We start from the raw sequence: 19,330 nt of genomic DNA, 5'->3' as shown, positions 1-19,330 counted from the left end.
AAGCGGGTCTTGGCCCGCTCACAAGCGATTACTCTGCCGCAGCAGCTTTTGTGACCTTCAGTGAACCGCCCGCTTTTTCAACTGCCTCAACGGCAGACTTCGAAGCACCGGTTACTTCCAGGTTTACTTTGGCGCTGATTTCGCCTTTGGCCAGAACGCGGATACCGTCCAGCTTGCGGCGGACCAGACCGGACGCAACCAAAGCGTCTTCGGTGATCGCAGCCGAAGCGTCCAGCTTGCCGGCTTCGACAAACTTCTGGATCAAGCCCAGGTTAACAACGGCGAATGCCTTGCGGTTCGGCTTGCTGAAGCCACGCTTGGGCAGACGCTGGTACAATGGCATCTGACCGCCTTCGTAGCCATTGATGGCCACACCCGAGCGGGATTTCTGGCCTTTGATACCACGACCACCCATTTTACCTTTGCCAGAACCCGGACCACGGCCAACGCGAGTGCGTTTAGGTGCGGCGCCTGGATTGTCGCGCAATTCGTTCAGTTTCATTTCGCTTCTCCTAAGCCGGATATGACCCCCGAAGCGTGATGGGCCAAACACGGCATTTCTTGGTTTTGATTCTCATGGCGGAAAGCCACCGCAGGCGTATAGGCCCGATGGCCAAGCTTGGCAAGTCTGTAGATTGCCGTCCGCTCTGCGGCGCAGTCAAAGGTACCCGAACCAGACTGTAAACTGCTCCCAAAAGGGCGACCTCGCCGGTTTCTAACCATTATTTGAGCACGAATTTCACCAACTTTGGCAGAAACCCCTTGCCATACCGGAGTGGTAGTCTATCGGGATGCCTGTAAACACCAGACTGGCAGGCGCATGACTCACCCTTCTCACTCGCTTCGGGTTAAGCCGGAGACTACGGCCGCACGTGACTGGGTAACAACGCTTGCCAAATATCGCGAACCGGACCAACTGCGCAGCACGTTCGAGCTGGGCGTCAGCATTGTTCCCTTCTTCGCGCTTTGGGCTTTGTCCTGGATGTCGCTGTCTGTCAGCTATTGGCTGGCCTTTGCGATTTCCGTGCTCAATGCGGCCTTTCTGCTGCGCCTGTTTGCCATCCAGCATGATTGCGGGCACGGCGCGTTCTTTAAGAACCGGGCCGTCAGTGACTGGGTCGGGCGCGGGATCGGCGTTCTGACCCTGACACCTTATGATGTCTGGCGTCGCACACATTCCACGCATCACAACAGCTCGGGCAATTTGGGCAAGCGCGGGATGGGCGACATCCACACCCTGACCGTGGCGGAGTATCAAGCCAAAACGCCAATGAACCAGTTCTGGTATCGGGTGTACCGAAACCCGATCACTCTATTTGTGTTTGGCCCCGGCTATCTGTTTCTGTTTCAGAACCGCCTACCCTTGGGCCTGACCGACAGCGTCAGGTTCTGGGTCAGCGCCATGGCCACCAATGTCGCCATTCTGGCCATATTACTGACGGTCTATTATTTTGGCGGCCTGATGCCGATGCTGCTGATCTTCCTGCCCTCAACCCTGATTGCCGCAGCCGCCGGAGTATGGCTGTTCTACGTGCAGCACCAGTTCGAGGACACACATTGGGAGTCGGATGAGAACTGGCAGCTGCACGAAGCGGCGCTGCACGGAAGCTCTCATTATTTATTGCCGTCGGTGTTGCAGTGGTTCACGGCCAATATCGGCATCCACCACGTGCATCACCTGTACAGCCGTATTCCCTTTTATCGCCTGCCCGAAGTGCTGCGCGATCATGATGAGCTGGCCAACAGCAACCGGATGACCATCCGCGAAAGCCTCGCCAACGCACGGCTGCATCTGTGGGATGAGCAAAGCCGTCGCCTGCTGTCCTTCGCCGAGGCGCGGGCGTTGTATGGGCAAGGGTCAACCTGACCCTGATCCTGACCGTTCCGACCGATCGATAAGCCGCGCCAGCAACTGCCTGTGGGATGGCGCTGTCACGCCTGATCAGTGCGCTTTATGGTGCCAGATACATCCGAGTTCATAGCGAGGCGCAAACGTCCCCAAAGCGGCAGCCTTCGGCCTTGTCCCGTGCTTGGGTGAACAGCTGGGAAAACACGTGAACCCTAGAGGAAGGCTAAAGCATCGACGTGCCCACGGGCTTTGATCGAACCCGTTTTTGGTGAGAGAGATAAAGACCTCTGCGAAAGCAGGGTTTTTTGTTCGTGTTTACCAGATGACCAAAGGCACTGGGCAGGAAGGCGCTTGGTACCCGGGGTCATTCTTAAGTGCGTAAAGCACACCTAGAACGTTGGTGTTGTTTAACCGTTCCCCTTGTTCAAGCCATTCTCCGGCTTCGCCGATTATGTCAGAGTATAAAGCCCGGTTCTCGGAGCGGGTAACGAGGCCGACATCCGGTTGGAAAACAAGGCCGGTCGCTGAGCCCTGACGCTCATCGATATCGACCCAAAAAACAGTTGTCTTTGAGAAAAGGAGTCTCTCATCGTTGCCGACGGACAAAATTTGAAAGTCTGGGTCCCGGACAACCGGAACTGGAGTTCCAAACGGCCGAGAGAGGTCAAACAGAGCCTGATAGGAGACAATCACGCCGTTAGGCAAGCGCACACAGGATCCATATTCTTCGATACGGTGTCGCAGAAACAGAGCCGAATATGCCAGCACTAGAATGATAAAAAACGCACTGAGTGTCAGAAGGAGGTATCTTGCACCTGTAGCCAACCGTGAGATGATTGTACTCACATTAGCCATCCAAACGAATCCAGCTTTTGTTTCCGTCCGCAACGATTGTGCCTGACATTCGCGCTGACCAGCTATCTAAGATTGGATATGGGGTGCCTCCCGGCAGTTCAATTCCTATATCCAATGGATCGGCGAATTCGACGACAAGTTCAAAGCCGCAATCACCACTTATGCGAAGGGTACCGTTCTTCTGAAAAGTGACTTGACCCTTTGCTTCCCCTTCGATTGTCGTGTGTCCAATAATGAATACAATGTGCTGCATCTGATAGATATTCGTGAACGGATAGGAAAATTGACCAGATGTTTGTATACGAGCGGCATCTGCGATTTGGCCAACCAGTCGATTGGAGACGGTGCCCCAATATTCGTTAACGATTTTTCGGAGGTGGCCAAAATCTCGCACCCTGACGGGTACCCCGTTGCCGTTCCGATAGTGATTGATGAAATCGCGGTTGGTCCATGGTCTGCCAGTGTCGGTCACACCTACCATTTGCACGTTCAGCGATTCACTTACAGCTGGAACATATGGTTCAGCTTTGCACCGACATCCAAATCCTTCACCGGGATGACCAGTAGAGGGCGGGTTGTCCCAAGCAAAAACCTTACCATCCTGGGCGGCATGAGATGATCGTACTTTGTTGTCGCCGCGGGTTCGCCAGATATAGAATCCCGTCGATTTGTCCTGTTTAAGCGCAAGCTCAATTGGGGTGCCTTTTCTCAGGTAGGCATCGAAGGCTATCTGGTAGGTGTTCTGGTCGATGAACATTGCATGTGTCCCGGCGAAAGTTTGCCAAGAAATTGTGAGTGGTTGGTTAAGAAACCTGAAACAGTGAGGGCAATGCGCTTTTTGCTCGGTTAACCAAAATAAGCGCTCCACCCTATAGACACCCACCCCCAACACTGCTAAACGCACCCAATCTTGCGGCCTCGGATTCGTTCCGGGGCCTCTGATATTTGTAACCGGGGACCTTCGGGGCCCTATACCCTTGGCACCTACGGGGGCCTATCACATAGCAGGGAAATCCCCTGCACTTGCTAAACGGAAGACAGAAAGCATGGCACTCAAGTCGTACAAGCCGACGACGCCGGGCCAGCGCGGGCTGGTGCTGATCGACCGTTCGGAGCTTTGGAAAGGACGTCCGGTCAAGTCTCTCACTGAGGGTTTGACCAAATCGGGCGGCCGGAACAACACCGGACGGATCACTTCACGCCGCCGCGGCGGTGGCGCAAAGCGTCTCTACCGGATCGTTGACTTCAAACGGAACAAATTTGATGTCGCGGCAACCGTCGAGCGGATCGAATATGACCCGAACCGGACCGCATTCATCGCACTGGTAAAATACGAAGACGGCGAGCAGGCATATATCCTGGCTCCGCAGCGTCTGGCTGTTGGTGACAAAGTCGTGGCATCCGCCAAGGCCGACATCAAGCCGGGCAACGCAATGCCGTTCTCGGGCATGCCCATTGGTACCATCGTCCATAACATCGAGATGAAGCCTGGTAAAGGCGGTCAGATCGCACGTGCGGCTGGTACTTACGCTCAGTTCGTTGGTCGCGATGGCGGCTACGCTCAGATCCGTCTGAGCTCGGGCGAGCTGCGCATGGTCCGTCAGGAATGCATGGCCACCGTTGGTGCCGTGTCCAACCCCGACAACAGCAACCAAAACCTCGGTAAAGCCGGTCGTATGCGCCACAAAGGCGTTCGTCCGTCGGTTCGTGGTGTTGCAATGAACCCGATCGATCACCCGCACGGTGGTGGTGAAGGTCGTACCTCGGGTGGCCGTACACCGGTTACGCCGTGGGGTAAGGACACCAAGGGTAAGCGTACCCGCAACAAGAACAAAGCGTCCCAGAAGCTGATCATCCGCTCGCGGCACGCCAAGAAGAAGGGACGTTAATCTATGTCTCGCTCTGTTTGGAAGGGTCCTTTCGTCGATGCTTACGTGCTGAAAAAAGCCGAAGCAGCGCGCGAGTCGGGCCGCAACGAAGTCATCAAAATCTGGTCGCGTCGTTCCACCATTCTGCCCCAGTTCGTGGGTCTGACCTTTGGTGTGTACAACGGCCAGAAGCACATTCCCGTCAACGTCTCGGAAGACATGATTGGTCAGAAGTTCGGTGAATACTCGCCGACCCGTACCTATTATGGCCACGCCGCAGACAAAAAAGCGAAGCGGAAGTAAGTCATGGGCAAGGAAAAGAACCCCCGCCGCGTGGCTGAAAACGAAGCAATGGCGAAAACGCGCATGCTTCGCACCAGCCCGCAGAAACTGAACCTGGTTGCGCAAATGATCCGCGGCAAGAAAGTTGAGAAGGCTCTGACCGACCTGACTTTCTCGAACAAGCGTGTCGCGCAGGACGTCAAGAAGTGCCTGCAGTCCGCAATCGCGAATGCCGAAAACAACCACAACCTGGACGTTGACGAGCTGATCGTCGCCGAAGCATGGGTTGGCAAGAACCTGGTCATGAAGCGCGGTCGTCCGCGTGCCCGTGGCCGTTTCGGCAAGATCATGAAGCCGTTCTCGGAGATCACCATCAAGGTGCGTCAAGTTGAGGAGCAAGCCTAATGGGACATAAAGTCAATCCGATCGGCATGCGCCTTCAGGTCAACCGCACCTGGGACAGCCGCTGGTACGCTGATACCAAGGACTACGGTGATCTTCTGCTGGAAGACATCAAGATCCGTGAGTTCATCAACAAAGAGTGCAAGCAGGCCGGTGTTGCACGTGTGATCATCGAACGTCCGCACAAGAAGTGCCGCGTCACGATCCACACCGCACGCCCGGGTGTCATCATTGGCAAGAAAGGTGCAGACATCGAAGTTCTGCGCAAGAAGCTGGCCAAGATGACCGACAGCGAACTGCACCTGAACATCGTCGAAGTGCGCAAGCCGGAACTCGACGGTCAACTGGTTGCCGAGTCGATCGCTCAGCAGCTGGAACGCCGTGTCTCGTTCCGCCGCGCGATGAAGCGTGCCGTTCAGAACGCCATGCGCATGGGCGCCCTGGGCATCCGGGTGAACGTCGCTGGTCGTCTGGGCGGTGCCGAAATCGCACGGACCGAGTGGTACCGCGAAGGCCGCGTGCCTCTGCACACCCTGCGTGCCGACATCGATTACGCACATGCCGAAGCGATGACTCCTTACGGGATCATCGGGATCAAGGTCTGGATATTCAAAGGTGAGATCATGGAGCACGATCCGCAGGCACGTGACCGTAAAGCACAGGAACTCCAGGATGGTCCGGCACCTCGCGGTGCAGGCGGCCGTCGCTAAGGGGGAATTGAGATGCTTCAACCAAAGCGTACAAAATTCCGCAAGATGCACAAAGGCCGGATCAAGGGTGAAGCCAAAGGCGGCTCTGATTTGAACTTTGGCACTTACGGTCTGAAAGCTCTGCAGCCTGAACGCGTCACAGCGCGTCAGATCGAAGCTGCACGTCGTGCCATGACCCGTCACATGAAACGTCAGGGTCGTGTCTGGATCCGTATCTTCCCCGACACTCCGGTCACTGCAAAGCCGATCGAAGTTCGTATGGGTAAAGGTAAGGGTTCGGTGGACCGCTGGGTTTGCAAGGTCAAGCCTGGTCGCGTGATGTTCGAGATCGACGGCGTCAATGACGACATCGCCCGCGAGGCCCTGCGCCTGGCTGCGATGAAGCTGCCGATCAAGACCCGCGTCGTGGTTCGCGAAGACTGGTAAGCGATTGGGGCTAAGGCCCAGTTCGCAAAAAGATTGCCCCCCGTCGGGACACCGGCGGGGGTTTTATGTTGGGGGCGCTGCCCCCGCCGCGGTAAGCCACGCCTCCCCCGGGGTAGTTTTAGCCAGATGAAGCAGGAATCCATTTTTCATCTGGCCAAAAATACCTCGGAGCGCGAGGCAGAGCCTCGCAATTCCGCCATCGCCTTCCCCGCATCACTGGTCTAAGACAGGACGCATGGCACAGATTGAATCACTTTTCGTTACCCGTCTCTATCGCGCAGCTTTGTCCGAGTTTGATCCCAAAATAGACTCAGAGGAGCTTGAAAACTCTTGCCTTGTTATCGCGGAAGATGACGAGGCCGGACAGGATTGGTGTGAAGAGAATGGCTATCCCGGCTATACCAGCTATGCCTCGCTGACGGACCTGCCCTGGCGGTTCCCGATCTTTGCCGATCTGGTGAAAGTGCTGGATCAACACGTGGCGGCCTTTGCCAAGGATCTGGAGTTTGATCTTGGTGAAGGAGAGCTGAAGCTTGAGGATCTGTGGATCAACATATTGCCGGAAGGCGGAATGCACTCCAGCCACCTGCATCCGCACAGCGTCATTTCGGGCACGACCTATGTGGCGATGCCCGAAGGGGCGAGCGCGTTGAAGCTGGAAGATCCGCGCTCAGGCCGCATGATGGCAGCGCCGACGCGTCTCAAAGGTGGTCGGCGGGAATTGCAGCCGTTCATTTATATGAAGCCTCAGGTGGGGGATGTCCTACTGTGGGAAAGTTGGCTGCGCCACGAGGTGCCGATGAACATGGCCGAGGACGAACGGATCAGCGTCAGCTTCAACTACAAGTGGGAGTAGCGTGCACTCTGTTAGGGGTTCTCTTAGAACTCTGTGGGGTCTGGTAAACTAGGACAAGCCAATCTCAATTACAGCCGTTACTCTCTCATTAATAGAGGAGTAACGGTAATGAGAGAAGCAGAGCGTGTTGTACGCCAATTTCACGAAAGCTGGGGCATGCGCGACCCTGAACGTGGCGCGCAGGTTATTTCTGATGACTGTAAGTTTGAGGATGTAGCCCGTGGTGAAAGGCAAATAGGAAAGCTCGCGTATAAAGAAGACTATGCGCGTTGGCGAAAAGCATTTCCAGATGGGGAGTGTATCGTTGACAATGTCATCGTGAGCGATTGTGGCGAGTGGGCCATTGTAGAGTTTCACAATACTGGTACGCATACTGGTATCCTGCATTCCAGTTTGGGAGATTTTGAACCTACGGGTAAGCGATACGAAGTACGCTACTGTTCTGTAATGCGCGTAAAGAACGGTATGGTTGTCGAAGGGCGCGACTATTATGACAGTGCCACAATCGTTCGAAACCTCGGTTTAATGTAAGGATCGTGTGTATTTTTTGCGGATGTTCTTCCTTTAGAAACTTCCTCTTGCCACCCACCCCCTAAACCCTTATACGGCGGCATCCTGCAAGTCCCCCGGCCGAGTCGGGGGATTCGCATGTCTATCATTCATCCACCAGGTCCAAGGTGACCCTGCAAGGGGGCCTTCTGGTGTTTTGAGCAAAGGAAAAAGGCGATGAACGCCCAAGAACTGCGTGACAAGACCCCGGACCAGCTCCGCGAGGAACTGGCCAACCTGAAGAAAGAAAGCTTTAACCTGCGCTTTCAACAGGCAACCGGTCAGCTGGAAAATACAGCTGGTATCAAAGCGGCCCGCCGCAATGCTGCCCGCGTCAAAACCATTCTGAACGAAAAGGCCGCTGCCGCGGCATCCGAGGAGTAATCAGATGCCCAAGCGTATCCTGCAAGGCACCGTGACCAGCGACGCCAACGAACAGACCGTAACCGTATCTGTCGAACGCCGCTTCAAGCACCCGCTGCTGCAAAAAACCGTTCGTAAGTCCAAGAAATACCGGGCTCACGACGAAAAGAACGCCTTCAAGGTCGGCGACACCGTACGCATCATCGAATGCGCGCCGAAATCGAAGACGAAACGTTGGGAAGTTCTGGAAGCATAAGCTTCCGGGATTTTTCATTTGTCGAAACCCTGGGGGATTTAACAAGACCAGCCCCCACAGGTCGGGAGAAACCACATGATCCAGATGCAGACCAATCTGGATGTTGCTGACAACTCCGGCGCACGCCGAGTTCAGTGCATCAAGGTCCTGGGTGGTTCCAAGCGTAAATACGCCTCCGTTGGCGACATCATTGTCGTCTCGGTGAAGGAAGCCATCCCGCGCGGCCGCGTGAAGAAAGGTGACGTCCGCAAGGCCGTCGTCGTACGCACCGCCAAAGAAGTCCGTCGCGAAGACGGCACCGCGATCCGTTTTGATCGCAACGCCGCCGTCATCCTGAACAACAACAACGAGCCCGTAGGTACCCGTATCTTTGGCCCCGTTGTTCGCGAACTGCGTGGCAAGAACTTCATGAAAATCATCTCGCTGGCTCCGGAGGTGCTGTAATCATGGCTGCTAAACTCCGCAAAGGCGACAAGGTCGTCGTGCTGGCCGGCAAGGATAAGGGCAAAGAGGGAACCATTTCCTCGGTTGACCCGAAAGCCGGTAAAGCTGTTGTCGATGGCATCAACATCGCCATCCGCCACACCCGTCAGTCGCAAACCTCGCAAGGTGGTCGCCTGCCTCAGGCAAACCCGATCGAGTTGTCTAACCTGGCGCTGCTGGACAAGAACGGCAAAGCAACCCGCGTTGGCTTCCGCATGGAAGGTGACAAGAAGGTCCGCTTCGCCAAGACCACAGGGGACGTGATCGATGCTTGATAACGCAACCTACACCCCGCGTCTGAAAGCTCAGTACGTTGAAACCATCCGTGCCGCTCTGAAAGAAGAGTTCGGCTATAAGAACGACATGCAGCTGCCCAAGCTGGAAAAAATCGTTCTGAACATCGGTTGTGGTGCTGAGGCGGTCAAAGACTCGAAGAAAGCGAAAGCTGCTGTCGAGGATCTGACTGCGATTGCTGGTCAAAAGGCCGTTGCAACAAAGGCGAAGAAGTCGATCGCGGGTTTCCGCGTCCGTGAAGACATGCCGCTGGGTGCAAAAGTGACCCTGCGCGGCGACCGGATGTACGAATTCCTGGATCGTCTGATCACCATCGCGCTGCCGCGCGTTCGTGACTTCCGCGGTGTTAAGCCGTCTTTCGATGGTCGTGGCAACTTTGCCATGGGCATGAAAGAGCACATCGTGTTCCCGGAAATCGACTTCGACAAGGTCGACGAGGTCTGGGGCTTGGATATCGTAATTGCCACCACAGCGAAAACCGACGCTGAAGCGAAGAGCCTGTTGAAAGCATTCAACATGCCATTCAACGCGTAAGCGCCGGGAGGATTGAGACATGGCTAAAAAAGCAATGATCGAACGCGAGAAGAAGCGCGAACGCCTGGTGGCCAAATATGCCGCAAAGCGTGCCGAGCTGAAAGAAATCGCGAATGACGAGAGCCGCCCGATGGAAGAGCGCTTCAAGGCGCGTCTGAAACTGGCGAAACTGCCGCGCAACAGCTCGGCTACCCGTCTGCACAACCGTTGTCAGCTGACCGGTCGTCCCCACGCTTACTACCGTAAGCTGAAGGTCAGCCGTATCGCGCTGCGCGAGCTGGGTTCTGCTGGTCAGATCCCCGGCATGGTGAAATCGAGCTGGTAAGGGAGACATAGATATGAATGATCCTATCGGCGATATGCTCACCCGTATCCGCAACGCGCAACTGCGCGGCAAATCCACCGTTTCCACCCCGGCTTCCAAGCTGCGCGGTTGGGTTCTGGATGTGCTGGCGGACGAAGGCTACATCCGTGGCTATGAAAAGACGACCGGCGAAAACGGTCATCCGGCCATCGAAATCAGCCTGAAGTACTACGAAGGCACCCCTGTTATTCGCGAACTGAAGCGGGTCTCAAAGCCCGGTCGTCGTGTTTACATGGGCGTCAATGACATCCCGCAGGTCCGTCAGGGTCTGGGCGTGTCGATTGTCAGCACTCCGAAAGGTGTGATGTCGGACGCAAACGCTCGCTCCAACAATGTTGGCGGCGAAGTGCTCTGCACCGTCTTCTAAGGAGGTCTGCAATGTCTCGTATTGGTAAAAAACCGGTCGAGCTGCCCAGCGGCGTTACCGCCTCTGTGTCCGGCCAGACCATCGAAGTGAAAGGTCCGAAAGGCACCCGCAGCTTCACCGCCACCGACGACGTAACGCTGTCGGTTGAAGACAACGTGGTCAAGATCGACCCCCGTGGCATGTCCAAGCGTGCCCGCCAGCAGTGGGGCATGAGCCGCACCATGGTTGCCAACCTGGTAACCGGTGTGACCACAGGCTTCAAAAAAGAGCTGGAGATCCAGGGTGTCGGTTACCGGGCTCAGATGCAGGGCAACACCCTGAAACTGAACCTGGGCTACAGCCACGATGTTGATTTCACTGCTCCGGAAGGTGTCACCATCACCGCGCCGAAGCAGACCGAAATCGTTGTGGAAGGTATCGACCAGCAGTTGGTGGGCGAAACCGCGGCCAAAATCCGCGAGTGGCGCCGTCCCGAGCCGTACAAAGGCAAGGGCATCCGCTATAAGGGCGAGTTCATCTTCCGCAAGGAAGGCAAGAAGAAGTAAGGACGCAAACAATGGCAAACAGCAAAAGAACCCTGTTTCTGAAGCGCCGCCTGCGCGTTCGGAACAAACTTCGCAAAGTCAACGCCGGCCGTGTACGCCTGTCGGTTCACCGTTCGAACAAAAACATCAGCGTTCAGCTGATCGACGACGTTCGTGGCGTGACCCTGGCCTCGGCCTCGACCCTGGAGAAAGATCTGGGTGTTGTTGGCAAGAACAACGTCGAAGCGGCCACCAAAGTGGGCGCAGCCATCGCCGAGCGTGCCAAGAAGGCAGGCGTCGAAGAGGCCTATTTCGATCGTGGTGGCTTCCTGTTCCACGGCAAAGTGAAAGCAGTTGCCGACGCTGCGCGTGAAGGTGGTCTGAAGATCTAAGACTTGCGGGCAGCTTTGCGGCTGCCCCGATGATCCGGGGGCCTCGGCAACAGTCGGGGCTCACTTGGATTGAAGCAAACGGCGTCACAAGCGCCACATGAGAAAAGGGATGCCAAATGGCAGAACGTGAAAACCGTCGGGGCCGTGGCCGCGACCGTGAAGAAGCACCGGAATTTGCAGATCGTCTGGTCGCAATCAACCGCGTGTCGAAAACCGTAAAAGGTGGTAAGCGCTTTGGCTTCGCCGCTCTGGTGGTTGTCGGCGATCAGAAAGGCCGCGTCGGCTTTGGCAAAGGTAAAGCGAAAGAAGTACCTGAGGCCATCCGTAAGGCGACCGAACAAGCCAAGCGTCAAATGATCCGCGTGCAGCTGCGCGAAGGTCGGACCCTGCACCACGACATCGAAGGCCGTCACGGCGCTGGTAAAGTGGTTATGCGCACCGCACCTGAAGGTACTGGTATCATCGCCGGTGGTCCGATGCGTGCCGTGTTCGAAATGCTGGGCGTTAAGGACGTTGTGTCCAAGTCGCTGGGCTCGCAGAACCCGTACAACATGATCCGCGCCACCATCAACGGCCTGCAGAAAGAGCAGAGCCCGCGTTCGGTTGCCGCGCGTCGTGGTAAAAAAGTTGCCGACATCCTGCCCAAGCGGGACGAAGCACCGGCTGCTGCTGAAGCAGAAGCATAAGGAGAGCGACCCATGGCAAAAACCATCGTCGTCAAGCAGATCGGTTCACCGATCCGCCGCCCCGCCGAACAGCGCGCAACCCTGATCGGCCTGGGCCTCAACAAGATGCACAAAACCCGTGAGCTGGAAGATACTCCTTCGGTTCGTGGTATGATCCGCAAGATCCCGCATCTGGTAGAGATCGTCGAAGAACGCGGCTAAGCGCGAAGCCTTCGAGAATTTCTAAGAACGCCTCTGACTTTGGTCGGGGGCGTTTTTTTTCTTGCCTTTAACACCAACTGACGTGTCGCTTTGATCCATTGTGTTAAAAGGATGAGAAACGATGAAACTATTCCTATCCGTTCTGCGCAAGGATTGACGTTGGACATACCGAAAACGCATAGCCGGTAGACCGAAAACTCGGTTGTTAGCGATACCTCTCAACCCTATTTCACGCTTGTCCAATGAAGGAACACGAAAAAGGAAACGTCAGGGAATACGCCCTGATTTGAGAAAGGAATAAGAAGATGACAACTGCTACACTGACACACTCCGGCTTCGGCTTCAGCGCCCGGATTGCAAACATGATCGAACGGATGAAAACCGCGCGCGCCCGTGCGGCTGAGTATCAGCGCACTTACCGCGAACTGCAAAACCTGACCAACCGCGAGCTGGATGACATCGGCGTCCGTCGCTGTGATATCGCGGACATCGCGCACAAGCACGTTTATTGCTCATAATCGCGGATACCCGAAGCAAGAACACAAAGGCGCCACAGGGCGCCTTTTCTGTTTCAACCAGAAGCCCACAGTGCGATCAGACAGCGCCGGATGACCCATATCTCTCGAGAAGGTCGAAAAGCGGCTGTAAGGCGCTAAATTCGGGCTCTGCGTCGTTTGTCACCCAACAGGATCAGCCGGTGCACTGTCATAAGCAGGACAAATGCCATCAGGCACCTCATAAGCTGCCTGGAATGTGTCTCCCCAACTTCAGCGACCTCATGGCCCTACCCTAAAGATCGCCTGCGGCAGAGAGGTTCGGATTCCACAGCCAGCCGCTGCTGACGCTTGATGTATCCTAATACCTCGCGAAACGCGCGGTGCTTGGGTTTCCCTTCCAGATAGTCAGCCAGTTTTAGTAAGTTGATCGGGTGTTTCTTAACAAGCAACTCGATCCGCTGCACGGCACCGTCCAGCTCGTAGTGGTCCACGAACTGGCAAGCAACTTGTGTGGGGGTCAGCAGGCAGTAATCCTGCGGGCGCTTGTCTGTGTAGCGCGCAATGTCAAACGGCGACGCGCCCAAGGCGTGGAATTTGGGGATGTGTACGCGCATGTCCGCCTCGGCGTGTTCAAGCACCGTACCAGAGGTCTGACGGAACCCCAATGGGCCAAGCTTGCCGACCACATGACGACGCATCGCCGGAGAGATCATGTCTACGTCGGCCCGGTCATATTTCAAATCATCGAAAACAGACAAAAGCCCCAGTTGCTCGTCAGCAATCTGGAAATACGGTTCGGCGCTGAACGCGCGCATCTTCTCCAGCACTTGTGTACGCGTGGTCTCAGGGTCTGAAACGAAATCGGCCTCGGCGGGTTGATCCGCCGAGGCCGTAAATAGTCGCAGTAAGCGTCGGATCAAAGACCGGTGCTCACGTCGATGGTGTTGCCCTCTTCCAGGGTCACATATGCTTTTTTGACGTCTTTCCGACGGCCCAGTTGGCCGCGGAACCGCTTGACCTTGCCTTTGGTCACGGTGGTGTTCACCGCCTTGACCTTCACACCAAACAGAGCCTCAACGGCCTCTTTGATCTGCGGCTTGTTGCTGTCGATCGCCACTTCAAAGACAACCGCGCCGTTTTCGGACGCCATGGTCGACTTTTCGGTGATGATCGGCTTGCGGATCACGTCGTAGTGTTCTGCCTTCGCGCTCATTTCAGACGAGCCTCCAGTGCTTCGACAGCCGCTTTGGTGAGCACCAGGGTGTCACGCTTGAGGATGTCATAGACGTTTGCGCCCATCGACGGCAGGATATCCAGACCTTCGATGTTCTTGGACGCTTTCAGGAACCCTTCGTTCACGGTCGCGCCGTCGATGACCAGAGCACGTTTCCAGCCCAGGTTTGCAACCTGTTTGGCCAGAGCAGCGGTCTTGCCTTCGGCTTCGGCGTTCTCGATCACAACCAGTTCACCTGCTTTGGCTTTTGCCGACAGAGCGTGGCGCAGGCCAAGCTTGCGGAACTTCTTCGGCAGGTCGTGGCCGTGCGAACGAGGGGTCGGGCCCTTGTAGATACCACCCTTGCGGAAGATCGGCGCGTTGCGGTCACCATGGCGTGCGCCACCGGTGCCCTTCTGGCGATAGATCTTCTTGGTCGAGTAGCTGGTTTCCGAGCGGGTCTTGACCTTGTGGGTGCCGGCCTGCGCGTTGTTACGCTGCCAACGGACCACACGGTGCAGGATGTCCGCACGCGGCTCGAGACCGAACAGATCGGCGTTCAGCTCGATGTCGCCGGCTTTGCCGCCGTCCAGTTTGATTACATCAAGTTTCATGCTTCACCACCTTCCGCGGGAGCTTCTTCCGCAGGTGCTTCGGTTGCAGCCGATTTCACAGCAGCCGGGAAAGGCAGGCCTTCCGGTGCTTTCTTCTTCACGGCGTCCTTGACGGTGACCCAGCCCGATTTCGGTCCGGGAACGGCGCCTTTGATGAAGACCAGGTTCCGGTCGGCGTCGGTTTTGACAACTTCCAGGTTCTGGGTGGTTACACGGGCAGCACCCATGTGACCGGCCATCTTCTTGCCTTTGAACACCTTGCCCGGATCCTGACACTGACCGGTCGAACCGTGCGAACGGTGGCTGATCGAAACACCGTGCGAGGCGCGCAGACCACCAAAGTTGTGGCGCTTCATTGCACCGGCAAAGCCTTTACCGATCGAGGTACCCGAAACGTCAACTTTCTGACCTTCCAGGAAGTGTTCTGCCGAAATCTCGGCGCCCACTTCGATCAGGCCATCTTCAGAGACGCGGAACTCGGCCAGCTTACGCTTGGGCTCGACCTTTGCAGCGGCGTAGTGGCCGCGCATGGCCTTCGAGGTGCGTTTTGCCTTGGCAGCACCGGCGCCCAGCTGAACGGCGGTGTAGCCGTCTTTGTCAGCGGTACGCTGTGCAACGACCTGCAGGTTGTCCAGGTGAAGAACGGTCACAGGGATCTGCTTGCCGTCTTCCATGAACAGGCGGGTCATGCCAACTTTTTTTGCGATAATACCAGAGCGCATAATCTATACCCTCCGATCTTACGACTGCAGCTTGATCTCGACGTCCACACCAGCAGCGAGGTCGAGCTTCATCAGCGCGTCTACGGTCTGGGGGGTCGGATCAACGATGTCGAGCAGACGCTTGTGCGTGCGGATCTCGAACTGGTCGCGGGATTTCTTGTCAACGTGAGGGCCACGGAGAACCGTGAACTTCTCAATCTTGTTCGGCAGCGGGATCGGGCCGCGCACGTTCGCGCCGGTCCGCTTGGCAGTGTTGACGATCTCTTGCGTGCTGGCGTCCAGAACGCGATAGTCAAATGCCTTCAGCCGAATACGGATGTTTTGGCTTTGCATATTAACAGCCTTTTATCAGGCGTTGAGGTTGAGAGGAGGACAGACGCGCATCGCCAACCCTCTTCGAACCCAAAAGGCGGGAATCATCCCGCCTTGATGTTCTTATTGAGAACTCGCGCGTATTAGTGGGATTGGTGGGGTTTGGCAAGGGGGGAAATTTCAACACTGCTCGAGGCAGCTACCCGATAGTGAGGCGCTTGCTCGTCATCGCGGGTCAGCCTTTGATTTACCTCAATGCATACGAAAGCCGCAATCATTAAACTCTGTCTCGGATAGTCATAGACCAAATTGAACTGGCACCCCCGTGGGATAGTGGTCGACCCATTTTTACCAAAGGAGAATCACGATGCTTAAGCATGTTGCAACTGCTGTGCTCCTTGGCGCTGCACTGACAATGCCTTTTGACGATTCTGCCGCACAAGGCGCATCGAATGACCTGAGAAAGTTCTTTGACAGTCGCAATGTTCCTGTCACGGTCGACAATTTTGTACGGGCCGCCACGGATATCGAGTTTGGGAAATACGTGGCACTATCTGGCGGTATCAACAAAGTTTTGCACATTCGAGAACCTACCCCGATTGACCAACAACCCACGATCCGCATGAATCGGGACACCCTTTACAGTATGGCAGTCATTGACATCACCGAAGGAGCAACCCTCACCTTACCGGACGGAGGGAACCGCTACATCTCGGCCCAGATCGTCAATCAGGATCACTATATGAACAAGGTGTTTCTGGGCGCTGGAACCTATGAATTGGATTTTGACACGTTCGACACCCCTTTTGTCGTGATGATTGTGAGGCTTCTAGTGGATGCCAGCGATCCCGATGACATCGCGGAAGTTTCTGCTTTGCAAGACAAAATCACTTTAGAGGCAAAGTCCGCAAAACCCTTTATCTCGCCTAATTATGACGAGAAAAGTTTTGATGGCGTATTGCAAGCTGCGCTATCGCTCAGCCGGTTTATTCCTGATAGCCGGGCCACGTTTGGTCCCAAAAGTGAAGTGGACCCCATCCGCCACTTTCTGGGCGCTGCTTTTGGCTGGGGGGGATTGCCGGAAGAATCCGCCTTCTATCTGTCGATTGACCCCAATCGCCCTGTTGGTGAATATAAAATCGATATCCCGGCTGCGGTCCCGGTGGACGCCTTTTGGTCCATCAGCGTCTACAACGCGGATGGCTTTTTTGAGGAAAACGAAACCGGCGTCTACAATGTAAACTCTGTTTCAGGCGCGGAAAACGATGACGGCAGCATGACTGTTCATCTTGGCGGATGCGGTGACGGACGCGTAAACTGCATCCCGTTGACAGATGGGTGGAACTATGCAGTGCGCCTGTACCAACCTGGTCCCGAAATCCTTGATGGAACGTGGACTTTCCCCAAGGCTGTCCCAGTGTCCACGGACTGAACGCAAAAGCCTGATTTATAAGCTGTTGCAAGAAAAGGCCGCCCCGATATGGGACGGCCTTCTTTAGTTCAACCGAGTTGCGGCAAGCGCGCCTTACTCGATGGTTTTCGAGACAACGCAAGCGCCGACGGTGCGGTCGCCTCCGCGGGTCGCGAAGCGCAGGCCTATTTCCGTTGCGATCGGTGCGATCAGCTCAACGCTGAACGACGCGTTTTGGTCAGGCATGACTATTTCAGGGCTTCAAGCAACCGAAATCTAAACCCCTAGCCTAATTCCGTACAAGCCACGGCTCTTCTACCTTCATTCCCTGATAGATCGCATGCAAGAAAACATGCGCAATCACCGGGTCATTCGAAAAAGGTGAAAACTGCAGATTGCCTTCTTTGACACCCTCTTGGGCTTCATAGACAACTTCATCCCCTTTGACAGTCACAAGCACCTCCAGTTCGGCCAACGTCTCGGGGTCGACGGATGTTGGATCATCGGACAAGATCACAAAGTCGGCGACCTTCCCCACTTCGATCGAACCCTTCTCATCTTCCTCAAAGTGTTGCCATGCGGGCCAAATCGTCATGGCCTTCAGGGCGGTCATGACATCCACCCTCTGATGCGGGCCCAAAATGTCGCCCGACCGTGTGCGACGCGTGACCGTTGCCGCAAGGACCCGCATGCTGTCTGGAAAGGCCACCGGGGCATCATGATGCGTACCAAACATCATGTCCCTTTCGCGCAGCCACCCGGTGGGTGAGATGTTGTCGGCATTGACCGGCCCAACGGTGTGATCCCGGTGCCAGTCCCCCCAGTAGAATGTGTGCATCGGGAAAAGGGACGGGAACACGCCAAGGCGCTTGAAGCTGGCAACCTGGTCTTCTCGTAAGAACTGACCGTGCACCAGAACCGGACGGTTGCCGGGGTCACCATACTTCATCTGCGCTTCTTCCAATGCGGCAATCAGCATGTCAGAGGCCCCTTCACCATTAGAATGCACCAAAATCTGAAAGCCGTTTTCGTAACACCAGTTCACGGCATCTTGGAGTTGCTCCATTGTAATGGCTGCATATCCTGCATACCCGGCAGCGTAATTTCCAACCGGATCAAAATAGGGTCGATCCCGCAACGCAGTAAAACCCTGAGGCGAGCCGTCAATTGTCAGCTTGCAGCCCCCGACCCGAACCCGGTCTTCATAGTCCTCTGAGGTATTGGCACCGATAAATTCCCTGGCCTCTAGAACATCCGGAAACGCTACAACGTCGATTGTAAGTCCGTCTTCGGCCGCAACTTTCCTAAGAACTTCTACAATTTCGCCAGAAGAACGGCCTTCTTGTCCGGTCGTATATCCAAACTTTGCCCAAAGTTCGGTTCCAGCTCGGGCGAAGGCAGCCAAGCCGTCCTCACCCAGATTTCCCAACATGGGTACGAGAACCGAAAAGAAGGCGTATTCTTCCAGAACACCGTTTGGCTCTCCTGCTTCATCACGCTGAATTACACCACCGGGTGGTGCCTCAGAAGCGGCGGTGATGCCTGCCAACTCCAGAGCTTTGGAATTTGCGACACCCAGATGCCCGGACTGATGAATGATGATGATAGGCAAGTCTTCGGACACCACGTCCAGTTCTTGCCGTGTAGGGTGGCGCAATTCCTGCAGTTGAGCATTGTCGTAGCCAAAGCCAATGATCATTTTGACCTGTTCAACGGCCTGCGCATTCTCCTCGGCCCAGTCAGTCAGCGTGGATTGCAGACTTGCGATATCAACGACCTCGCCATCGGGTGGCGCGAGAAGGTTGGCTGAAAGCGCCTGCAATCCTCCCATGACAACATGTCCGTGGCTGTCCACGAAGCCCGGCAGCATCGCCCGTCCGTTCAAATCGAATGTTTCCGTTCCATCACCTTGATGCACAGACAGGTCAGACAGCGATCCAACAGCCAGAATGCGCCCGTCTTTGACCGCGACCGCCTCGGCAGAGGGGTCATCGTCATGCATCGTGACGATTGGCCCGCCTAGGTAAATGCGATCCGCGATTTGTTGGGACCACGCCGGACTAGATGAAAAAGCAATTGCCGCAACAAGACAGAGCGAACGTGCCGATACGTACATCTTATGACCTCTTTCGAATTGCAATATTTCAATACGAAAGAGCTTAGCATCCCGGTGGACGTTTCCGAAAAAGAAAAAGGGCGCCCGAAGGACGCCCTTTCCGTCTGATCATTCGCTGACGCGAATTATTCAATGATTTTCGACACAACGCCGGCGCCGACGGTGCGGCCGCCTTCGCGGATCG

The 19,330-nt window shown here is 55.7% G+C and carries 30 protein-coding genes and 1 pseudogene; 21 read left to right on the top strand and 10 right to left on the bottom strand.

Going from position 1 to position 19,330, the window contains the following annotated elements; genetic code table 11:
- Positions 1–28: 28 nt before the first annotated feature.
- On the bottom strand, positions 29–502 hold the full coding sequence (rplO, locus tag GOV91_RS13440; RefSeq protein ID WP_171091991.1) for a 50S ribosomal protein L15: 474 nt from the start codon (positions 500–502) through the stop codon (positions 29–31).
- 318 nt (positions 503–820) lie between these two features.
- Between rplO and GOV91_RS13435 the strand changes: the two genes are divergently transcribed.
- Complete coding sequence (locus tag GOV91_RS13435) at positions 821–1,867, top strand: fatty acid desaturase (protein ID WP_171235889.1); 1,047 nt, start codon at positions 821–823, stop codon at positions 1,865–1,867.
- 297 nt (positions 1,868–2,164) lie between these two features.
- Here the strand turns inward: GOV91_RS13435 and GOV91_RS13430 are convergent, their stop codons facing one another.
- Entirely contained in the window at positions 2,165–2,695 is a 531-nt protein-coding gene (locus GOV91_RS13430) for a hypothetical protein (protein ID WP_171235888.1), read from the bottom strand.
- A gap of 1 nt (position 2,696) precedes the next feature.
- Entirely contained in the window at positions 2,697–3,461 is a 765-nt protein-coding gene (locus GOV91_RS13425; RefSeq protein ID WP_171235887.1) for a phage minor head protein, read from the bottom strand.
- 289 nt (positions 3,462–3,750) lie between these two features.
- Here GOV91_RS13425 and rplB point away from each other — a divergent pair, with 289 nt between their 5' ends.
- The 19 genes from rplB (at position 3,751) to GOV91_RS13330 (ending at position 12,779) form a co-directional block, all read left to right on the top strand.
- Positions 3,751–4,593, top strand: a complete 843-nt coding sequence (rplB, locus tag GOV91_RS13420) for a 50S ribosomal protein L2 (protein WP_008757664.1) — start codon at positions 3,751–3,753, stop codon at positions 4,591–4,593.
- Between the two features lie 3 nt (positions 4,594–4,596).
- Positions 4,597–4,875: a 30S ribosomal protein S19 gene (gene rpsS, locus GOV91_RS13415; protein ID WP_005980699.1), complete on the top strand. Its 279-nt coding sequence runs from the start codon at positions 4,597–4,599 to the stop codon at positions 4,873–4,875.
- A 3-nt stretch (positions 4,876–4,878) separates the two neighbouring features.
- Entirely contained in the window at positions 4,879–5,259 is a 381-nt protein-coding gene (gene rplV, locus GOV91_RS13410; RefSeq protein WP_039538267.1) for a 50S ribosomal protein L22, read from the top strand.
- A complete protein-coding gene (gene rpsC / locus GOV91_RS13405) occupies positions 5,259–5,966 on the top strand; it encodes a 30S ribosomal protein S3 (RefSeq protein ID WP_171091997.1) in 708 nt (235 codons plus the stop codon). The genes rplV and rpsC overlap by 1 nt, the downstream gene beginning before the upstream one ends.
- Positions 5,967–5,978: 12 nt before the next feature.
- Complete coding sequence (rplP, locus tag GOV91_RS13400) at positions 5,979–6,392, top strand: 50S ribosomal protein L16 (protein WP_117872242.1); 414 nt, start codon at positions 5,979–5,981, stop codon at positions 6,390–6,392.
- A gap of 235 nt (positions 6,393–6,627) precedes the next feature.
- Positions 6,628–7,248, top strand: coding sequence for a 2OG-Fe(II) oxygenase family protein (locus GOV91_RS13395; protein ID WP_171181613.1), 621 nt, complete (start codon positions 6,628–6,630; stop codon positions 7,246–7,248).
- A 108-nt stretch (positions 7,249–7,356) separates the two neighbouring features.
- Positions 7,357–7,779, top strand: a complete 423-nt coding sequence (locus GOV91_RS13390) for an ester cyclase (RefSeq protein WP_171235886.1) — start codon at positions 7,357–7,359, stop codon at positions 7,777–7,779.
- 195 nt (positions 7,780–7,974) lie between these two features.
- Positions 7,975–8,181: a 50S ribosomal protein L29 gene (gene rpmC / locus GOV91_RS13385; protein ID WP_010437082.1), complete on the top strand. Its 207-nt coding sequence runs from the start codon at positions 7,975–7,977 to the stop codon at positions 8,179–8,181.
- A 4-nt stretch (positions 8,182–8,185) separates the two neighbouring features.
- Positions 8,186–8,416: a 30S ribosomal protein S17 gene (gene rpsQ / locus GOV91_RS13380; RefSeq protein WP_171181609.1), complete on the top strand. Its 231-nt coding sequence runs from the start codon at positions 8,186–8,188 to the stop codon at positions 8,414–8,416.
- Between the two features lie 75 nt (positions 8,417–8,491).
- Positions 8,492–8,860 carry a 50S ribosomal protein L14 gene (gene rplN / locus GOV91_RS13375; RefSeq protein WP_008757934.1) on the top strand — a complete coding sequence of 123 codons (369 nt, stop codon included), beginning with the start codon at positions 8,492–8,494 and terminating at the stop codon, positions 8,858–8,860.
- A 2-nt stretch (positions 8,861–8,862) separates the two neighbouring features.
- Positions 8,863–9,174 carry a 50S ribosomal protein L24 gene (gene rplX, locus GOV91_RS13370; protein ID WP_171092002.1) on the top strand — a complete coding sequence of 104 codons (312 nt, stop codon included), beginning with the start codon at positions 8,863–8,865 and terminating at the stop codon, positions 9,172–9,174.
- Positions 9,167–9,727, top strand: coding sequence for a 50S ribosomal protein L5 (gene rplE, locus GOV91_RS13365; protein WP_171181607.1), 561 nt, complete (start codon positions 9,167–9,169; stop codon positions 9,725–9,727). Before rplX ends, rplE begins: the two co-directional genes overlap by 8 nt.
- 19 nt (positions 9,728–9,746) lie before the next feature.
- Entirely contained in the window at positions 9,747–10,052 is a 306-nt protein-coding gene (gene rpsN / locus GOV91_RS13360) for a 30S ribosomal protein S14 (RefSeq protein ID WP_068340744.1), read from the top strand.
- Between the two features lie 13 nt (positions 10,053–10,065).
- Positions 10,066–10,458 carry a 30S ribosomal protein S8 gene (rpsH, locus tag GOV91_RS13355; RefSeq protein WP_171181595.1) on the top strand — a complete coding sequence of 131 codons (393 nt, stop codon included), beginning with the start codon at positions 10,066–10,068 and terminating at the stop codon, positions 10,456–10,458.
- Positions 10,459–10,469: 11 nt separating this feature from the next.
- Positions 10,470–11,003: a 50S ribosomal protein L6 gene (gene rplF, locus GOV91_RS13350; protein ID WP_170467582.1), complete on the top strand. Its 534-nt coding sequence runs from the start codon at positions 10,470–10,472 to the stop codon at positions 11,001–11,003.
- 11 nt (positions 11,004–11,014) lie between these two features.
- Positions 11,015–11,374 carry a 50S ribosomal protein L18 gene (gene rplR, locus GOV91_RS13345; RefSeq protein WP_039523386.1) on the top strand — a complete coding sequence of 120 codons (360 nt, stop codon included), beginning with the start codon at positions 11,015–11,017 and terminating at the stop codon, positions 11,372–11,374.
- Between the two features lie 116 nt (positions 11,375–11,490).
- Complete coding sequence (gene rpsE, locus GOV91_RS13340; RefSeq protein ID WP_155148691.1) at positions 11,491–12,060, top strand: 30S ribosomal protein S5; 570 nt, start codon at positions 11,491–11,493, stop codon at positions 12,058–12,060.
- A 12-nt stretch (positions 12,061–12,072) separates the two neighbouring features.
- A complete protein-coding gene (gene rpmD / locus GOV91_RS13335; RefSeq protein ID WP_050605831.1) occupies positions 12,073–12,261 on the top strand; it encodes a 50S ribosomal protein L30 in 189 nt (62 codons plus the stop codon).
- A 305-nt stretch (positions 12,262–12,566) separates the two neighbouring features.
- Complete coding sequence (locus GOV91_RS13330; protein WP_171181592.1) at positions 12,567–12,779, top strand: DUF1127 domain-containing protein; 213 nt, start codon at positions 12,567–12,569, stop codon at positions 12,777–12,779.
- A gap of 266 nt (positions 12,780–13,045) precedes the next feature.
- Here the strand turns inward: GOV91_RS13330 and GOV91_RS13325 are convergent, their stop codons facing one another.
- Genes GOV91_RS13325 through rpsJ form a run of 5 tightly spaced genes read right to left on the bottom strand, consistent with a single transcriptional unit; the run spans position 13,046 to position 15,640 of the window.
- On the bottom strand, positions 13,046–13,678 hold the full coding sequence (locus tag GOV91_RS13325; protein ID WP_171181590.1) for a hypothetical protein: 633 nt from the start codon (positions 13,676–13,678) through the stop codon (positions 13,046–13,048).
- Positions 13,675–13,971, bottom strand: a complete 297-nt coding sequence (locus tag GOV91_RS13320) for a 50S ribosomal protein L23 (protein WP_008757532.1) — start codon at positions 13,969–13,971, stop codon at positions 13,675–13,677. Before GOV91_RS13320 ends, GOV91_RS13325 begins: the two co-directional genes overlap by 4 nt.
- On the bottom strand, positions 13,968–14,585 hold the full coding sequence (rplD, locus tag GOV91_RS13315) for a 50S ribosomal protein L4 (RefSeq protein WP_068340788.1): 618 nt from the start codon (positions 14,583–14,585) through the stop codon (positions 13,968–13,970). The genes GOV91_RS13320 and rplD overlap by 4 nt, the downstream gene beginning before the upstream one ends.
- Positions 14,582–15,307 carry a 50S ribosomal protein L3 gene (gene rplC, locus GOV91_RS13310; RefSeq protein ID WP_170574972.1) on the bottom strand — a complete coding sequence of 242 codons (726 nt, stop codon included), beginning with the start codon at positions 15,305–15,307 and terminating at the stop codon, positions 14,582–14,584. Before rplC ends, rplD begins: the two co-directional genes overlap by 4 nt.
- 18 nt (positions 15,308–15,325) lie before the next feature.
- Entirely contained in the window at positions 15,326–15,640 is a 315-nt protein-coding gene (rpsJ, locus tag GOV91_RS13305) for a 30S ribosomal protein S10 (protein ID WP_008756422.1), read from the bottom strand.
- 346 nt (positions 15,641–15,986) lie between these two features.
- On the opposite strand from rpsJ, the gene GOV91_RS13300 reads away from it, so the two are divergent.
- Positions 15,987–17,051 carry a DUF1214 domain-containing protein gene (locus GOV91_RS13300; protein WP_217352034.1) on the top strand — a complete coding sequence of 355 codons (1,065 nt, stop codon included), beginning with the start codon at positions 15,987–15,989 and terminating at the stop codon, positions 17,049–17,051.
- A 93-nt stretch (positions 17,052–17,144) separates the two neighbouring features.
- Here GOV91_RS13300 and tuf read toward each other — a convergent pair.
- Positions 17,145–17,285 (bottom strand): annotated as a pseudogene (tuf, locus tag GOV91_RS13295) (elongation factor Tu); the annotation flags it as partial.
- A 34-nt stretch (positions 17,286–17,319) separates the two neighbouring features.
- Entirely contained in the window at positions 17,320–19,032 is a 1,713-nt protein-coding gene (locus GOV91_RS13290) for an amidohydrolase (protein ID WP_254440676.1), read from the bottom strand.
- Between the last annotated feature and the right edge of the window lie 298 nt (positions 19,033–19,330).

It is taken from the genome of Ruegeria sp. HKCCA6837, assembly GCF_013034475.1.
Classification (GTDB): Bacteria; Pseudomonadota; Alphaproteobacteria; order Rhodobacterales; family Rhodobacteraceae; genus Ruegeria.
This window is presented reverse-complemented; position numbering and strand designations above follow the sequence as displayed.

Excerpts from the sequence above, each read along its gene's own strand:
- rplO (WP_171091991.1), bottom strand. The coding sequence starts at position 502 with ATGAAACTGAACGAATTGCGCGACAATCCAGGCGCCGCACCTAAACGC.
- GOV91_RS13435 (WP_171235889.1), top strand. The coding sequence starts at position 821 with ATGACTCACCCTTCTCACTCGCTTCGGGTTAAGCCGGAGACTACGGCC.
- GOV91_RS13425 (WP_171235887.1), bottom strand. The coding sequence starts at position 3,461 with ATGTTCATCGACCAGAACACCTACCAGATAGCCTTCGATGCCTACCTG.
- rplB (WP_008757664.1), top strand. The coding sequence starts at position 3,751 with ATGGCACTCAAGTCGTACAAGCCGACGACGCCGGGCCAGCGCGGGCTG.
- rpsS (WP_005980699.1), top strand. The coding sequence starts at position 4,597 with ATGTCTCGCTCTGTTTGGAAGGGTCCTTTCGTCGATGCTTACGTGCTG.
- rplV (WP_039538267.1), top strand. The coding sequence starts at position 4,879 with ATGGGCAAGGAAAAGAACCCCCGCCGCGTGGCTGAAAACGAAGCAATG.
- rpsC (WP_171091997.1), top strand. The coding sequence starts at position 5,259 with ATGGGACATAAAGTCAATCCGATCGGCATGCGCCTTCAGGTCAACCGC.
- rplP (WP_117872242.1), top strand. The coding sequence starts at position 5,979 with ATGCTTCAACCAAAGCGTACAAAATTCCGCAAGATGCACAAAGGCCGG.
- GOV91_RS13395 (WP_171181613.1), top strand. The coding sequence starts at position 6,628 with ATGGCACAGATTGAATCACTTTTCGTTACCCGTCTCTATCGCGCAGCT.
- GOV91_RS13390 (WP_171235886.1), top strand. The coding sequence starts at position 7,357 with ATGAGAGAAGCAGAGCGTGTTGTACGCCAATTTCACGAAAGCTGGGGC.
- rpmC (WP_010437082.1), top strand. The coding sequence starts at position 7,975 with ATGAACGCCCAAGAACTGCGTGACAAGACCCCGGACCAGCTCCGCGAG.
- rpsQ (WP_171181609.1), top strand. The coding sequence starts at position 8,186 with ATGCCCAAGCGTATCCTGCAAGGCACCGTGACCAGCGACGCCAACGAA.
- rplN (WP_008757934.1), top strand. The coding sequence starts at position 8,492 with ATGATCCAGATGCAGACCAATCTGGATGTTGCTGACAACTCCGGCGCA.
- rplX (WP_171092002.1), top strand. The coding sequence starts at position 8,863 with ATGGCTGCTAAACTCCGCAAAGGCGACAAGGTCGTCGTGCTGGCCGGC.
- rplE (WP_171181607.1), top strand. The coding sequence starts at position 9,167 with ATGCTTGATAACGCAACCTACACCCCGCGTCTGAAAGCTCAGTACGTT.
- rpsN (WP_068340744.1), top strand. The coding sequence starts at position 9,747 with ATGGCTAAAAAAGCAATGATCGAACGCGAGAAGAAGCGCGAACGCCTG.
- rpsH (WP_171181595.1), top strand. The coding sequence starts at position 10,066 with ATGAATGATCCTATCGGCGATATGCTCACCCGTATCCGCAACGCGCAA.
- rplF (WP_170467582.1), top strand. The coding sequence starts at position 10,470 with ATGTCTCGTATTGGTAAAAAACCGGTCGAGCTGCCCAGCGGCGTTACC.
- rplR (WP_039523386.1), top strand. The coding sequence starts at position 11,015 with ATGGCAAACAGCAAAAGAACCCTGTTTCTGAAGCGCCGCCTGCGCGTT.
- rpsE (WP_155148691.1), top strand. The coding sequence starts at position 11,491 with ATGGCAGAACGTGAAAACCGTCGGGGCCGTGGCCGCGACCGTGAAGAA.
- rpmD (WP_050605831.1), top strand. The coding sequence starts at position 12,073 with ATGGCAAAAACCATCGTCGTCAAGCAGATCGGTTCACCGATCCGCCGC.
- GOV91_RS13330 (WP_171181592.1), top strand. The coding sequence starts at position 12,567 with ATGACAACTGCTACACTGACACACTCCGGCTTCGGCTTCAGCGCCCGG.
- GOV91_RS13320 (WP_008757532.1), bottom strand. The coding sequence starts at position 13,971 with ATGAGCGCGAAGGCAGAACACTACGACGTGATCCGCAAGCCGATCATC.
- rplD (WP_068340788.1), bottom strand. The coding sequence starts at position 14,585 with ATGAAACTTGATGTAATCAAACTGGACGGCGGCAAAGCCGGCGACATC.
- rplC (WP_170574972.1), bottom strand. The coding sequence starts at position 15,307 with ATGCGCTCTGGTATTATCGCAAAAAAAGTTGGCATGACCCGCCTGTTC.
- rpsJ (WP_008756422.1), bottom strand. The coding sequence starts at position 15,640 with ATGCAAAGCCAAAACATCCGTATTCGGCTGAAGGCATTTGACTATCGC.
- GOV91_RS13300 (WP_217352034.1), top strand. The coding sequence starts at position 15,987 with ATGCTTAAGCATGTTGCAACTGCTGTGCTCCTTGGCGCTGCACTGACA.
- GOV91_RS13290 (WP_254440676.1), bottom strand. The coding sequence starts at position 19,032 with ATGCATGACGATGACCCCTCTGCCGAGGCGGTCGCGGTCAAAGACGGG.